The 14,957-nt window shown below is 68.7% G+C and carries 13 protein-coding genes; 6 read left to right on the top strand and 7 right to left on the bottom strand.

The window, feature by feature from the left end; translation table 11 throughout:
• Window positions 1–135 precede the first annotated feature (135 nt).
• The 6 genes from AB0J16_RS14975 to AB0J16_RS15000 form a co-directional block, all read right to left on the bottom strand.
• A complete protein-coding gene (locus tag AB0J16_RS14975) occupies window positions 136–876 on the bottom strand; it encodes a helix-turn-helix transcriptional regulator (RefSeq protein WP_358538872.1) in 741 nt (246 codons plus the stop codon).
• Window positions 873–1,673 (bottom strand): DUF4097 family beta strand repeat-containing protein, encoded by an 801-nt coding sequence (locus tag AB0J16_RS14980; protein ID WP_358538874.1) that lies wholly within the window; start codon window positions 1,671–1,673, stop codon window positions 873–875. The genes AB0J16_RS14975 and AB0J16_RS14980 overlap by 4 nt, the downstream gene beginning before the upstream one ends.
• 209 nt (window positions 1,674–1,882) lie before the next feature.
• Window positions 1,883–2,059 (bottom strand): DUF6104 family protein, encoded by a 177-nt coding sequence (locus AB0J16_RS14985; protein ID WP_225301873.1) that lies wholly within the window; start codon window positions 2,057–2,059, stop codon window positions 1,883–1,885.
• A 13-nt stretch (window positions 2,060–2,072) separates the two neighbouring features.
• Window positions 2,073–3,392, bottom strand: a complete 1,320-nt coding sequence (locus tag AB0J16_RS14990; protein WP_358538877.1) for a Fic family protein — start codon at window positions 3,390–3,392, stop codon at window positions 2,073–2,075.
• A 209-nt stretch (window positions 3,393–3,601) separates the two neighbouring features.
• The gene (locus tag AB0J16_RS14995; protein WP_358538880.1) at window positions 3,602–7,252 is read right to left on the bottom strand and encodes a multifunctional oxoglutarate decarboxylase/oxoglutarate dehydrogenase thiamine pyrophosphate-binding subunit/dihydrolipoyllysine-residue succinyltransferase subunit; all 3,651 of its coding nucleotides are present in this window, start codon (window positions 7,250–7,252) and stop codon (window positions 3,602–3,604) included.
• Window positions 7,253–7,456: 204 nt separating this feature from the next.
• Complete coding sequence (locus AB0J16_RS15000; protein ID WP_358538882.1) at window positions 7,457–8,098, bottom strand: phenylalanine--tRNA ligase beta subunit-related protein; 642 nt, start codon at window positions 8,096–8,098, stop codon at window positions 7,457–7,459.
• Window positions 8,099–8,173: 75 nt separating this feature from the next.
• Here AB0J16_RS15000 and AB0J16_RS15005 point away from each other — a divergent pair, with 75 nt between their 5' ends.
• Both AB0J16_RS15005 and AB0J16_RS15010 read left to right on the top strand, forming a co-directional pair.
• Window positions 8,174–8,746 (top strand): helix-turn-helix domain-containing protein, encoded by a 573-nt coding sequence (locus AB0J16_RS15005; protein ID WP_358538884.1) that lies wholly within the window; start codon window positions 8,174–8,176, stop codon window positions 8,744–8,746.
• A complete protein-coding gene (locus AB0J16_RS15010) occupies window positions 8,746–10,056 on the top strand; it encodes an MFS transporter (RefSeq protein ID WP_358538887.1) in 1,311 nt (436 codons plus the stop codon). Before AB0J16_RS15005 ends, AB0J16_RS15010 begins: the two co-directional genes overlap by 1 nt.
• A 22-nt stretch (window positions 10,057–10,078) precedes the next feature.
• Here AB0J16_RS15010 and AB0J16_RS15015 read toward each other — a convergent pair whose 3' ends face one another.
• The gene (locus tag AB0J16_RS15015; RefSeq protein ID WP_358538890.1) at window positions 10,079–10,984 is read right to left on the bottom strand and encodes a hypothetical protein; all 906 of its coding nucleotides are present in this window, start codon (window positions 10,982–10,984) and stop codon (window positions 10,079–10,081) included.
• 168 nt (window positions 10,985–11,152) lie between these two features.
• Here AB0J16_RS15015 and AB0J16_RS15020 point away from each other — a divergent pair, with 168 nt between their 5' ends.
• The 4 genes from AB0J16_RS15020 to AB0J16_RS15035 all read left to right on the top strand — a co-directional run bounded on the left by AB0J16_RS15020 (window position 11,153) and on the right by AB0J16_RS15035 (window position 14,893).
• A complete protein-coding gene (locus AB0J16_RS15020) occupies window positions 11,153–12,391 on the top strand; it encodes a transposase (RefSeq protein ID WP_358538892.1) in 1,239 nt (412 codons plus the stop codon).
• 109 nt (window positions 12,392–12,500) lie between these two features.
• Entirely contained in the window at window positions 12,501–13,016 is a 516-nt protein-coding gene (locus AB0J16_RS15025; RefSeq protein WP_358538894.1) for a SigE family RNA polymerase sigma factor, read from the top strand.
• Window positions 13,003–13,752: a hypothetical protein gene (locus AB0J16_RS15030; protein ID WP_358538896.1), complete on the top strand. Its 750-nt coding sequence runs from the start codon at window positions 13,003–13,005 to the stop codon at window positions 13,750–13,752. Before AB0J16_RS15025 ends, AB0J16_RS15030 begins: the two co-directional genes overlap by 14 nt.
• Window positions 13,753–13,828: 76 nt before the next feature.
• Complete coding sequence (locus AB0J16_RS15035; RefSeq protein WP_358538898.1) at window positions 13,829–14,893, top strand: MBL fold metallo-hydrolase; 1,065 nt, start codon at window positions 13,829–13,831, stop codon at window positions 14,891–14,893.
• Window positions 14,894–14,957: the final 64 nt, after the last annotated feature.

Genomic DNA, 14,957 nt, shown 5'->3' on the forward strand with positions numbered 1-14,957 from the left:
ACAACTCATCGCACTCACGCGATGACCCCTCCGACAACGACATGGTCGTCGCAACTCCTCAGATCGAGGTGTTGCGACGACCACATGAACCCGAGTTGGAGCGGGCCCTTCGCCCGGCGTATTGACCCGTCGGGGTCAGGGTTTCAGTGAGTCGCGGATCTGCCGGGCGGCCTCGTCGAGAGTGGCGCGTACCTCGTCGATCGCCTTGCGGGTGAGCGGGGCGGCCGACGCCTCGCGGCGCACCTGCTCGACGAAGTCGGCCAGGCGCTCGCCCAACTCGGCGTCGAGTTCGGCGCGGCTGGGCGGCGCGCCCCCCAGCGTGCTCCAGACCTCGGACCAGATCCTGCGCCACTCGCCGGTGATCCGCTCGCCCTGGTCCTGCCAGTTGGTGGCGTGCTCCATCCACTGGCGTTTCTGCTGCTCCTTGAGCCGCTGGATGTTGGCCTTCTGCTGGTCGCGCACGCGCCTGGGGTCGTCGGCGACGCCGGTGCGGACGTCCTTGGCCATCTTGGTGAGCTCGTCGCGCAGCGACTTGACCGTTTCGCGGACGTCCTCCTTCACCTCGCGCGCGATGTCGCGCACCGAGGCGGAGATCTCCTGCTCCAGGTCGTCGAGCTCGTCCAGGCGAGCGTTGAGCTCGTCGCGGCCCCGGTCGGTGATCGAGAACACCTTCTTGCCCTCGATCACCTCGTGCGTCACCAGGCCCTCCTCCTCCAGGCGGGCCAGACGCGGGTAGATCGTGCCGGGGGAGGGCGAGTAGACGCCGAGGAAGCGGTCCTGCAGCAGGCGAATGACCTCGTAGCCATGCCGAGGGCTCTCCTCCAGCAGCTTCAGCAGGTACAGCCGGAGCCGGCCGTGACCGAAGACAGGGCTCATCGCTTCTCTCCCTTGAGCAACGTGACCTCGCCGGAGACGGTCGTCGCCGTCACCGAGGCCATGCCACCACCCAGCCGTCCGGACACCGACTTGTTGCCCGGGCGGCCCGCGTCTGACAGGTTTTCGAACGTGCTGACCAGCCTGCCGGAGGTGGATCGCATGCTGACGTCCGCCTCCACGTTCTCGGGCAGCCTGACCAGGATGTCACCGGACACGCTGTTCAAGGTCACATATCCGGTCGGGCGCAGCTCCAGATCGGCGGTGATCCGTCCGGACACGGTGTTGGCGCGCAGGCGGCGCGGCGTGCCGTCGGCGACGGTGAGCTCGCCCGAGACGCTCTTGAACGCCAGGTCGCCGTCCATCGCCCGGCTCTCCACGGTGCCCGAGACGGTCGTGGCGCTCACGTCGCCGCTCACCCCGTCGAGCACGATGTCCCCGGAGACGCTCCTGACCTGGGTCGCCTTCTCGAACCCGGCGACCACCGCCGAGGCGGAGACGACTCCCACGTTGACCGTGCACTTCTTGGGCACCGCGAGCGTCAGGACGCTCTTGCGCCGGTCGCGCCGCAGCCAGCCGAGTATGCCCTCCCAGGTGAGGTCTTTGTAGGCGACGCTGAGCTCCCCGCTCTCCTCGTCGTAGGTCACGATCAGCGGAGCGGAGTCGATCTCGGCCACCTCCAGTGTCGGTGGTCCGTCGGTGGCCAGCACGGCCACTCGTCCCGCGACGATCCGCACGTCAAGCGCGGTCACCGAGCCGAACGTCAGCTGCTCCGGCCGCTCGATCGTCCACTGCCGCATGATGCCTGTCCCTTCCGACGACACGTCTACACAAGACACGATATGTCGCGTCTGTCGAAAACTCAAGATGTATCGCGTGTGGCGGGCAGGTCGCGCCGTTCGTGCTTCTCATCGGCCGCGAGGATCCGACGCGACTCCGTCTCATCGGTCGCGAGGGTCCGGAACGCCTCCGGCTTATCGGTCACGAGGGTCCGGTGCGGCGCGCCGCGTCAGTCGTCTTCGTCGTCGAGCCGGGCCAGCCAGGTGGCCAGGCGCTCGACCGGCGTCTCGAACTCGGGATTGAGGTCCACGAACTCACGCAGCCGCTCGCCCAGCCACAGCAGGCTGACCTCTTCCTCGCCACGCCGCTCGACCAGCTCCTCGATCCCCCGGTCGGTGAAGTACATCGCTCTCCATTCATCAGTCGCGCAGCCGCGTCGTCAGGTCGCCGGCTGGGGTCCAGGCATCGGCGCGTCCACGTCTGACTTTAGTCAGCAGGCCGCGCTGCTCGAGCTCGCGCAGATCGGTCCGCGCGGTCTGCAAGACGATCTTGTGACTTCGTGCGTGGCCTGCGACGGTGTACTCGGCCAAGGGGTGGTGGGTGGCGTGCGTCAGCAGGGCGATCTGGCGGGCGTTGAAGTCGCCGGTACGGCTGCGCGCCAGGCTCGCCCGTACCTCGCGGGTCTGCGCCGCCTTCCTGCCGAGGTAGGCGTGGAGGTCGTCGACCGCCCTGCGCAACACGTCGAGTTGGTAGAGGACGAAGTAGGTGAGGTCGTTCTCGTCCTGCTCGACGTGGAGGAAGCTGCGCCCGTAGCGCGCGGGGGCGTTCTTCAGGACGCGGGAGATGGAGATGAACTCGGTCAGCCAGTAGTCCTGGTTGAGCATCGACCAGTAGAACAGCGCCCGCGCGGTCCTTCCGTTGCCGTCCTCGAACGGGTGGTCGTAGGCGAGCATGAAGTGCACGGTCAACGCCCTGATCACCGGCGGGACGTACGCGGTCGGCGACGTGCCGTTGGCGAAGTCGCACAGTCGCTGGATCCGCTCGGGCAGCTGCTCGGCCGCAGGAGGGGTGTGCAGGACGTCACCGTAGGTGTCGGCGACGACCACCCGCTCCTCGCCGGGCAGCTGGAAGCGCCCGGCCGCGGTCGGGTTGCGCAGTGTGCCCTCGGTGACGATCCGCTGGATCTCGCAGATCAGCGCCGGAGTGAGCGCCTCATCGCGCATCTCGCCGATCCGGCGCATCGCGACGTAGTTGTTGCGGATCATGACTTCGTCGACGGTCTGCGGACTGCGGCCGCTACGCAGCATCTCCTTGGCCACCAGGTACGTGGTCGCCGCGCCTTCCAGCTGGCTGGAGGTGATGGCCTCCTCGATCAGCGAGCTGACCAGGTAGCGATCACGGGTCAGCGGATCGGTCACCGGCTCCGGCATGCCGATGCGGCCGCTGAGATCCCGGTTGAGCGCCTCGACCCCCCGAAGGACGTCGTCCGGCAGCGCGTAGGTGAACGACAGGCCGCCGGCGTCGACAAGGGGAAGATCGCGGCGCATGCCGAGTCGGGCCATCTTGAGCCCGAGCCACCACTGCTCGTGCGTGAGCCCGGCGGGCGGGGTGCGGTGGCGGATCTCGTCCCAGGGCAGGTAGCGCTCCGCCGAGTCGACCGCCGACAGGAGCCAGAGGCTGTCGGCTTCCAGCCAGAGCTCCCGCCATGGTGGCGGCTGCTGGGGTCGGCGCACGGTCACCTGCCAGATTTAGCAGTTACTAGCAGCTAATTAGCTGTTAGTAACTGCCAATTTTAGCAGCAAGCCCCGCCGATAGGAGCGGGGGTCCATGTGGTGAGGCTTTCAGTAGTGAGCCCCCGCCGATAGCGGCGAAGGCCATGTGGTGAGGCTTTCAGCAGTGAGCCCTCGCCGATCACGGCGAGGGCTCATGCGGTGAAGCGACTGGCTGACTAGCCGAACAGCTCGCTCAAGATCCCCTCGAGCTCGTTGTCGTGGGAGGAGTGCGAGCCGGTCGCGGGCGAACTGTTGGGCGTCCGCGAGACGCGACGTAGCGCGCGGCCGTTCAGCAGGTCCGGGTCCTCGGCCAGTTTGAGCGTGAGGTAAGGCCACGGCCCCATGTTGACCGGCTCGTCCTGCGCCCACACCAGCTCGACCTGCGAGCCGTAGCGGGAGAGCTCGGCGGCGAGCTCCTCCGCCGGGAACGGGTAGAGCCGCTCCAGACGGACCAGTGCGACGTCGTCGCGGCCCGACTTCTCACGCCGGTCAAGCAGGTCGTAGTAGATCTTGCCCGAGGAGAGCACGACCTTGGTGACCTTGCCCGGCTCGACGATGGTGTCGCCGAGGACCGGCTGGAAGGTGCCCGAGGTGAAGTCGGACGCCTTCGAGACCGCCCGCTTGTGACGCAGCAGCGACTTCGGCGTGAAGACGACCATCGGCTTGCGCCTGCCCGACTCGACCTGCCACCTGAGCAGGTGGAAGTAGTTGGCCGGAGTGGACGGCTGCGCGACCGTCATGTTGTCGAGCGCGCAGACCTGCAGGAACCGTTCGATGCGGGCCGAGGAGTGGTCGGGACCCTGGCCCTCGAAGCCGTGCGGCAGCAGCAGCACGACAGCCGACCTCTGGCCCCACTTCTGCTCACCGGACGAGATGAACTCGTCGATGATCGTCTGGGCGCCGTTGACGAAGTCGCCGAACTGGGCCTCCCAGGCCACCAGGGCGTCGGGACGCACGACGCTGTAGCCGTACTCGAAGCCCAGCGCCGCGAACTCGCTGAGCAGCGAGTCGTAGATGTAGAACTTCGTGGTGCCCTGGTTGAAGACCTTGAGCGGGGTGTGGTCCTCGCCGGTCACCCGGTCGACCAGCACCGCGTGGCGCTGGGTGAACGTGCCCCGCCGGGTGTCCTGGCCGACCACGCGGACCGGGTGGCCATCGATGAGCAGCGAGCCGAAGGCCAGCGTCTCACCCATGCTCCAGTCGATCGCGTCCTGCTCGACCGCCTGGCCACGGCGCTGCAGCACCGGCGCCAGGCGCGGATGCGGCGTGAAGCCCTCGGGCAGGTTGAGCTGGGTGTCGACGATCCGCTTGAGCGTCTCGTCGGTGATCTCGGTCGGCGTGTCGTTGTGCGACCACTTGATCACCTCAGCGGGCGGCACCCGCATCGCGCCCGCCTCCGGCGGCTTCTTCGCCGCCTCGCGGGTCTCGGTGAACGCCTGCTCCAGCTTGGCCTGGTAGTCGCGCAGCGCCTGCTCGGCCTCTTCCACCGTGATGTCGCCCCGGCCGATCAGCGCCTCGGTGTAGAGCTTGCGAGTGGAGCGCTTGGCGTCGATCAGGTCGTACATCAGCGGCTGGGTGAAGGCGGGGTTGTCGCCCTCGTTGTGGCCGCGGCGGCGGTAGCAGATCAGGTCGATGACGACGTCCTTGCGGAACGCCTGGCGGTATTCGTAGGCCAGCTCGCCCACGCGGACGACGGCCTCGGGGTCGTCGCCGTTGACGTGGAAGATCGGCGCCTGGATCATCCGGGCCACGTCGGTCGCGTAGACGCTCGACCTGGACGAAGCGGGCGATGTCGTGAAGCCGACCTGGTTGTTGACCACCACGTGCACGGTGCCGCCGGTGCGGTAGCCGCGCAGCTGCGACAGGTTGAGCGTCTCGGCCACGACGCCCTGGCCGGCGAAGGCCGCGTCGCCGTGGATGAGCACCGGCAGGACCGTGAAGCCCTCCTCGCCGCGCTCCAGCAGGTCCTGCTTGGCGCGGACGACGCCTTCGAGCACCGGGTCGACCGCCTCCAGGTGAGACGGGTTGGCCACCACGGAGGCGGCGATCGTCTTGCCGCTGGGAGCGGTGAAGGTGCCCGACGCGCCGAGGTGGTACTTCACATCGCCCGAGCCGTGCGCGGTGCGCGGGTCGATGTTGCCCTCGAACTCACCGAAGATCTGCCCGTAGGACTTGCCGACGATGTTGGCCAGGACGTTGAGCCGGCCGCGGTGGGCCATGCCGATGACGACCTCGTCGAGGTCCTCGTCGGCGGCGTCGCTGATCACCGAGTCGAGCAACGGGATCAGGGACTCGCCGCCCTCCAGCGAGAAGCGCTTCTGCCCGACGAACTTGGTCTGCAGGAACGTCTCGAAGGCCTCGGCCGTGTTGAGCCGGCTCAGGATGTTGAGCTGCTCGTCACGGGCCGGGGAGGCGTGCGGCTTCTCCACCCGCGCCTGGATCCAGGCCCGCTCCTCGGGGTTCTGGATGTGCATGTACTCGATGCCGACCGTGCGGCAGTAGGAGTCGCGCAGCACGCCCAGGATCTCGCGGAGCTTCATCAGTGGCCGGCCGCCGAAGCCGCCGGTGGCGAACTCGCGCTCCAGGTCCCACAGCGTCAGGCCGTGGGACTGGATGTCGAGGTCGGGGTGCTTGCGCTGCTTGTACTCCAGCGGGTCGGTCTCGGCCATGAGGTGGCCGCGGACGCGGTAGGCGTGGATCAGCTCGATCACCCGAGCGGACTTGGCCACGTCGTCATCGTGCGAGGCCGAGATGTCCTGGACCCAGCGGACCGGCTCGTAGGGGATCCGCAGCGCCTCGAAGATCTCGTCGTAGAAGCCGTCCTCGCCGAGCAGCTGCCGGTGGATCGTGCGCAGGAAGTCACCCGACTGGGCGCCCTGGATGATCCGGTGGTCATAGGTGCTGGTCAGCGTCATGACCTTGGAGACGGCCAGGCGCGAGAGCGTGTCGGGCGAGGCGCCCTGGTATTCGGCCGGGTATTCCATCGCGCCGACGCCGATGATCGTGCCCTGTCCGGGCATCAGGCGCGGGACCGAGTGGACGGTGCCGATCGTGCCGGGGTTGGTCAGCGAGATCGTGGTGGCCGCGAAGTCGTCGACCCCGAGCTTGCCCGAGCGGGCCTTGCGGACGACCTCCTCGTAGGCCATCCAGAACTGGCGGAAGTCCATGTCCTCGGCGCCCTTGATGGAAGGCACCATGAGCTGCCGCTCGCCGTTGCTCTTCTGGACGTCGATGGCCAGGCCGAGCCCTACGTGCTGCGGCTTGACCAGGGTCGGCTTGCCGTCGACCTCGGTGTAGGAGTAGTTCATCTCCGGCATGGCCCGCAGCGCCTTGATGACGGCATAGCCGATCAGGTGCGTGAAGGAGACCTTGCCGCCGCGTCCCCGCTTGAGGTGATTGTTGATCACAATGCGGTTGTCGATGAGCAACTTGGCCGGGATGGCCCGGACGCTGGTCGCGCTCGGAATGACGAGCGAGGCGTCCATGTTGGCGGCGGTGCGTGCGGCGGCACCGCGCAGTTTGACTTCCTCGGCGCCCGCGGGCACCGGGGCCGCAGGCTGCTTCGGCTTGACATCGGGGACCGGGGCAGTCGGTGCAGCCTTGGGTGGAGCCGCCATGGGAGCCGGAGCGGTCGCTGTGCCGTTCGCCGCCTCCTTGGCGGGCATTCTGCCCGGTCCATAATCAGGGTTGTAGTCAGCGAAGAAGTTCCACCAAGCCCGGTCCACAGACTCAGGATCTTGGAGGTACTTCTGGTACAGCTCGTCGACAAGCCACTCGTTCTGTCCAAAGCTTGCCAGCGGGTTTGTCCGCGACGACTCAGACGACACGGCGGAAATCGCCCTCTTCCGCAGATCGGCGTTGATGTTAGAGAACCTGTCCAAGGTTACTCGTCTTGCCCGGCGGCGCGCGCAAGAGACGCCCCGCGGCCTCGCCCGATCCTCTCAAGAGAGTCCGAAGAGGTCACGCCCCCCTAGTCAATCCAGGGGGTGCCGCAATTATCACTGTTTGGTATCAACAGCTGTGCGGCAGGTTTATTTCACCTCAGACAGCACTCTGGCGCTGATCCGCACCTCGGGGGACAGCTCGGTCAGCAGGGTCGCCAGCTCCTCGCCCGCCTCCTTGAGCTCCTCCATGGACATCGGCTCCAGCCGCTCCAGGATGAAGATCGCATTGGTGGTCTCCTCGGTGAGGCGGGTGCGCGCCACCTGGCGCCAGTTCCACCTGCGGCAGGTGACGCCGATGTCGTCGCGCCAGATCACCTCGCCGGGCTCCGGGGTGCCGAGCGCCTCCGCCTCCTCGTCGCCCTCGGCCCTGACCAGTCGCGGCGGGCCGGCGTAGTGGTCGAGGTCCTCGCCGCCGATCGGCAGCGCGTGCTTCACGCTGATCGAGTTGTACGCGTCGACGGCCTGGTTGATCTCCGGCAGCGGCAGCCTGCGGGTCAGGGCGTCGACCGAGGGTCTGGTCTTCTGCGGCTTGGCGCCGAACGCGCGGTAGGCGTCCTTCCACGCGTCGATCTTCTCGGTCTGTACGGGCTGCTCCGAGGCCGCGGCCAGCCAGGCGCGGGAACGGTCGTCTGTGGGCCCGTTGCGCAGCCCGTGCGCCGTCATGACCAGCACCGCGAAGTCGGGACGCAGGGCGAAGACCGCCTCGTCCACCCAGATCTCATCAAGCATGCGGCCCAGTTTATTCGGCAGGAAAACCCGCAAAATTCTCTTTGCAAAATTGCCTTTGCGGTTTAGCCTTCGTCTATGGAAGAGAAGTTCAAGATCAGCGATCCGCAGGTGCTCAAGGTGGTGGCGCACCCCCTGCGGGTGCGGCTGCTCGGCCTGCTGCGCGGCGACGGGCCCGCGACGGCCAGCGAGCTGGGGCGCAAGGTGGAGGAGAGCTCCGGCTCGACCAGCTACCACCTGCGCGAGCTGGCCAAGTACGGCTTCATCGAAGAGGACCCCGAGCGACGCGACGGCCGGGAACGCCGCTGGCGGGCCCGCCATCAGTACACCTCCTGGGACAACCTGGAGATGGCGGCCACGCCGGAGGGGCAGGAGGCCGTCCGGATCATGCAGCTGCGCCAGCTGGAAGCGCTGGGACGGGCGGTCGAGGCGTTCGAAGCGGGGGAGTGGCCCGCCGAGCTGGTCGAGGTCTCCGGGATGAGCGACCATCTGGTGCGGCTGCCCGCCGCGGGTGTCCGTGAGCTCAGCGAGCGCGTCGACGCGCTGGTGCGCGAGCTCAGCGAACGCTACGCGGACGATCCCTGCGCCGTGCCGATGAGCGTCTGGTCGGCGGTCTTCCCCCGCGGGCCGCTGGACGGGGAGGACAGCTGATGACAGCCCGATCCGCGTTACGCCGTTACCTGCTGGTCAGCTTCCTGACCTGGCTGCCGCCCGGCCTGATGAGCGCCGTGCTTGTGCTGCTGATGACCGAACGGGGACTCAGCCTGGCCCAGGTCGGGCTCGCCCTCGTGGTGTTCTCGATCGTCACCATCAGCCTCGAACTGCCCACCGGTGGCCTGGCCGACGTGATCGGCCGCCGGACGGTCCTGGCGATCTCGGCCGCGTTCACCGTCGCCGCGCTCACGCTGATGGCGGTCTCGACCACGTTCTGGATGTTCCTGGCCACCGGTGTGCTCAAGGGCGTCGCCCGCGCCCTGTCCAGCGGCCCCGCCGCCGCCTGGTACGTCGACACGCTGCACGACCTCGAAGGACCGGATGCCGACCTCAAGCCGGGCCTGGCTGGTGGCGGCGCGCTGGAGTCGGTGGCGCTGTTGCTGGGCGTGCTGGTGGGCGGGTTCGCGCCGCTCGCGGTGCCGCCGGCGGCGATGACGCCCCTGGCGCTGCCGCCGCTGCTTGGCGCGGTGGCCGGGCTCGTGCTGCTGGTGACGGTGCTCTTCGCGCTACCCGAGACGCTGCCCGAGGCCGCGCACCCGACCCGCGCCGGGGAGCACCCGCGGCGTGTCGGCCAGTCACTCGGGCGACCGCTCGGGCGGGTCGTCCGGGACGTGCCCTCGACCGTGGCCGAGGGCGTGCGGCTGGCGGCCGGCGGACCGCTGCTGCGTCGCCTGATGCTGGCCGCCGCGGCGTCCGGCGTCGCGCTGGCCAGTGTCGAGCTGCTCGCCCCCGGCAGGCTGGCGGCGCTGGCGGGCACGGCGGAGCTGGGCAGCACCGGCTATGCCGTCGTGGCGGCGCTCGGCTTCGCCGGCAGCGCGATGGGCAGTGCGATCGCGCCCCGGGTGGCCGGGTCGGCGGGCGGTTCGGTACGCGGCGCGGCGGCGGGCGTCGTCCTGACCGCGCTGGCCATCGCCGCCCTGGCGGCCACGGCGGGCCTCGACGGGCCGCCCGGTTTCGCGGCCACCGGGCTGGCCTATGTCGTCATGTTCGCCGGGCTCTCGGTGGCTGGAGTGCTGTGCTCGGAGATGACGCACCACGCCGTCACGGCCGCGCAGCGCACGACCGTGACCTCGACGAGCTCCCTGTCACTGCAGGCGGGGGCAGCGCTGCCCAACACGACGTTCGGCACCCTGGCCGGCCAGGCCGGTCTGTCCGCCACGTGGTCGCTCGCCGCGGGGGTGGTGCTGGCCTCCGCGCTGCTGTTCGTCCGCATGCCCGCGCTCCGACCGGCTCGCCCTGCCCGGTAAAGGGGCCCGTACGGAGTATGGCTCAGGGGAGAGCGGGCACCGACGGGTCGGTGTCGGTCCAGCCGACCTGGAGCATGGTCGAGGTGTAATTCCGGAACGGCTTGCCGTTGAGCTCGGTCGTCAGGCTTTCGGCCAGCAACACCATCTCGTCGGTGTCGACGATCACCTCGATGTTGGCTGTGATCTTCTGACGGACCTGATCGGGAGCGATGGAGAGTTTCGCACCGGCCCTGCCCAGAGCGTCCTTGACCGTCCCTTGGGCGCGTACGTTGGGCATCGTCAGCAGCGCCTGGTAAGCCGCGGCGCGGACTTCCTTCGGCGCGGGAAGAGTGTGCAGCAATGTGCGCAGCGCCGCTGTCACGTAGCCGCCGACGGCGTCGTCCGGAGCCCTCCCGACTTGTACGGCCTTCGCGAGCCAGTCCTTCAAACCGCTCGGGTCCGCGGGCAGTTCCTGGAGCTCCGCGTACGACATCTGCTGCCCGGCCAGAAAGAAGGCGTTTGGACGCTTCGAGGGTATGACCCGGCCCTTGTCCGCTTTGGTGGCCAGGGACACGGTGCCGCGACCAGCCGTGCGGCTCAATCTGGACGGAGAGCCGTCGCGGCGCCACGCCTTCTCGTCCGCCGCGCTCTGCGGTCGTGCCCCCAGCGTTCGGAGCCCGGACCATGCCTTGCCATCGGGCGAGGTCCAGGTTTCCGCGATCCGCCGTTCCTCCACCCAGTAGCGGTTGGAGCCTCTCCCGAACTGCCGGGGCTGGGTGCTCCGCAGCAGCGTCCTCGTATGCCAGTAGGTGCCTTCCGCCGGAGCCGTTACCGTACGGGCGGTTGCCGCGAGCCGCAGCTCCGGCGCGTCCAGGAGGCTGGGCGTGCTCGGCAGGCCCAGCAGGGCGATGGTGCGCAGCACGGCCAAGCCGATCTCGACGGCGATCATCGGCCGGATCAGTTGTGGTCACGAGTTTCATCTGAATTGTGGCGCGGATACCCGGTTCTTCAGGACCGGGGGAAAGCGCCATGCCTCCTCTCGAAAACAGTATGGAAAAGCTCGGTTACGTTCGGTAATATGTGCGGTGGGTGATGGCGCTGTGACAGGAGGTGCGCGATGGCGATCAGCCGCTCCGCCACCAAACGCAACGGCCTGCCCACGATCGTGCAACTGCGGCTCACGCCTACACCCGCCCAAGCCGAGGCGCTGGCGGCGGCGGTGCTGTTGTGCAATCAGGCGGCCACCGTCCTCTCCCGCTTGGCCTGGCAGCATCGCGTGTTCGCGGTGGTGGAGTTGCAGCGGCTGGCCTACTACGAGGTGCGGGCACAGATGGCCGGGCTGGGCGCGCAGGCGGCTGTGCGGGCGATCGCCCGGGTCGCGGGCGCCTACGCCAACCGGCGCGCCAGCAAGAGACGGGCTCACATCTTCCGGCCGTACGGCGCCGTCCCTTACGACGCCCGGCTGATGAGCTTCAACCGTGACGCCCGCACGGTGTCGCTGTGGACCCCCACCGGCCGCGTCAGCGTGCCCTACACCGGCCGGCCCGAAGATCTCAAGGCCATGGATACGCTGCCGAGGGGGGAGGCCGACCTGATCTGCCGTCGCGGGGTGTGGCTGCTGCAGGTCACCCTCACCCTGCCCACACCGGCGGTGCGCGAGCCGGTCGGCGGCTTTGTGGGGGTGGATCAAGGGGTGGCGAACCTGGCGGTCACCTCCGACCGGGTGGTGCTGCCCGGCCCTGCCCTCCCCGGCCCGATCGGCGGCAACGGCCACGTCCGCACTCTGCGGGAGCGGCGGCATCGCCAACGCCGACGCCTGCAGCGCAAGGGCACGTCTGCGGCGCGGCGGGTGCTGCGCCGCCTGTCCGGGCGTGAGCACCGAATGATGACCGACCTCAACCACCAAATCAGCAAATATGTGGTGCGCGAAGCCGAACGCACCGGCCGCGGGGTCGCCCTGGAAGATTTGCAGGGCATCCGCAGCCGGGTAAGGGCTCATCGGTTCCAGCGGCGCACCCTGCACAGCTGGGCCTTCGCCCAGCAGACCACGTTCACCCGCTACAAGGCCGCCCGCGCCGGAGTCGCCTTCCTGCTGGTCGACCCCGCCTACACCTCGCAGGCCTGTCCGGAATGCGGGAACGTCAGCGGGGCGAATCGACCGGCGCGGGGCCGGTTCGTCTGCACAAGGTGTGGCCTCGCTGGGCACGCCGACCACATCGCGGCCCGCAACATCGCCGTACGCGGCGTCGCGGGCTGGGCTGTTATCAACCAGCCACACGCTACCGGCCTCCCTTCACCCAGATGGGACCGTGAGAGCAAACCACCGGCTGGGCCGGTGGTAGTTGATGCCTCCTAATACGCCTGGACCGCGTCAGACGTTGCCTCGCGCCAAAGGGCTGTCCCACACACAGGCAACCCCGCGACTCGCTCGGGCGTATAGAGGGCGTGAAATCGGACGGACAGCCGTGAGCGGCGCAGAGGAACAGGAATTCGCCGCGTTCGTGGCCGCGCGCGGCACAAGCCTGCTGCGGGTCGCCTACCTCACCTGCGGCGACGAGGCGGAGGCTGAAGACCTGCTGCAGACGGCGCTGGAGCGTACATGGCGCAACTGGGACCGGGTGCGGTACGCCAACCCCGAGCCCTATATCCGCCGCATCATCGTGAACACGGCCATCAGCCGGGCCCGGCGGCGAGCGATTCTGCGCTTCATCCCGGTGCACACCCCGCCGGAGTCGGCGGCGCCCGAGACCGACATCGACCTGCGCCGGATGCTCATGGACGTCCTGCGCGCCCTGCCTCCCCGGCAGCGCGCGGTGATCGTCCTGCGGTACTGGGAGGACCTCGGCGAGACGCAGACCGCCGAGGTCCTCGGCTGCTCGGTGGGCACGGTGAAAAGTCAGGCAGCCAAGGCGATGGCCAAGCTCCGTTCGGCGCTCGGCGACGGAACGCTGGAAGGAGTGATCAGGAATGTCCGTACTTGAGGAGCGCCTTCGCCAGATCATGGCGGACGAGACCGCGCGGTTGCGGGCCGCGCCCGACCTGGTGGAGCGGGTGCTCCGGTCCTCGCGGAGGAAGAGGCAACGAGTCAAGTTCGTCGCCCTGGCCGCGTCGGCGGCCGTCGTCGCCACCGCGGTCCCCGCCTTTCTGGTCCTCGGGTCCGGTCCCGCGACCGTGCTGACGCCCACGGTCAGCACGTCACCCGCGACCCCTGATCCGACGCAGCCGGATACCCCCGCCATCGACGACACCCCGGTGCCCCCGTCTCCGACCCCCGATTTCGGGGACCTGGGCGACGGAAGGGCCTTCGGGCGCGTCAAGGTGGGTTACCTGCCGGAGGGGTTGCGGTGGGGCAACTGGTCCCTGAACTTCGGCGACAAGTACACGACCTCATGGAACTACGACGGGGACAAGCACGGCTTCTACTGCGTCCAGATCTACGTGTACGAAGGCGCGGCCGTCCAGGAACCCGATGACCGCGTCCAGGAGTACCGCAAGGACGGGAAGGGCGAAGAGGTGGCCATCGGCGACCGGACCGGGTACCTGATCACGCAGAACGTCGGCGAGGACGGCGGGAAGGGCACCCCGAGCCTCATGCTGACCATGAGCGAGGGGCGGCGGGCCGAGGTGATGATCAGCCCGGTGTACGCCAAGAAGCTCGGCGGCGCCAAGACGAAGCGTGAGCTGTTGAAGATCGCCGAAGGGCTCACAGCCGACTGAACCAGCCTGTCACCGGCCGTTTCCCCGGCCAGCCCGCTGCTCGGTAGTAGAACATGGTTCGGGCACAATGCTGAGCATGGCGAAGTTTGTGGTGACTCCATCCAGCGAGACCCAGCGCGCGGCGTGGCTCGGCGGCACGATTCCCGAGGTCGAGCGGGTGCGGCCGGGACTGTGGTCGGTTCCGGTGCCGATCCCGGTCAATCCCCTGCGTTACGTGCTGGTCTACGTCCTGGAACTGCCCGACGGGGTCGCCATCGTCGACGCCGGATGGAACACCGACGAAGCCTACGAGGCGCTGGTCGCGGGGTTGCGGGTCGCCGGGTATGCGATCACCGACGTCAAGGGCGTACTGGTGACCCACATCCATCCCGATCACTACGGCCTGGCCGGGCGGGTCCGGGAGGTGTCGGGCGCGTGGATCGCCCTGCACCCCGCCGACGCGCGCCTCGTCCACGATCGGTACGACGACAGCGCCATCGACTCGCTGGTCGAGCGCGAACGGGCGCAGCTGGCCCGGTCCGGGGTGCCCGAGCTGACCCTGGACGAGCTGGCCGGCGCCTCGATGATGATCAGGCACATGGTCTCGATGGCCAAGCCCGACCGGCTGGTCGAGGACGGCGACCGGCTGGACCTGCCCGGCTGGGATCTGCGGGCCGTCTGGACCCCTGGCCACTCGCCCGGCCACCTCTGCTTCGTGTCGCCGTCCAGGAAGCTGCTGTTCTCCGGCGATCACGTGCTGGCCAAGATCACGCCGATGGTGGCCGTGCATCCGCAGTCCGCGCCCAACCCGCTGGCCGACTACCTCGACGCGCTGGCCGCCGTACGGAAGCTGGATGTGGAGGAGGTGCTGCCCGCGCACGAGTACCGCTTCCTGGAGCTGGCCGAACGGGTCGACTATGTGATGGCGCATCACGAGGAGCGGCTGGCGGAGATCGAGCGGATGCTCGGGGGCGCCTCCGCCGGGGTCTGCTGCTGGGACATCGCGACCGGCCTGACCTGGTCGCGGCCCTGGGAGACGATCCCGCCGTTCATGCGGCGCGCGGCCACCAACGAGACGCTGGCGCACCTGGTGTGGCTGGAGTCGCGGGGACGGGCGCGGCGCGTGCTCGGCGAGCCGGAGCTGTGGTTCGCGGGTGCCTGACCAGGCGACATTTATTTCATGTAAACCCAGTAGGAAATGTTGACTTCTTGACCGCGCCTGCGTA

This window comes from Nonomuraea sp. NPDC049750 (genome assembly GCF_040659625.1).
Classification (GTDB): Bacteria; Actinomycetota; Actinomycetes; order Streptosporangiales; family Streptosporangiaceae; genus Nonomuraea.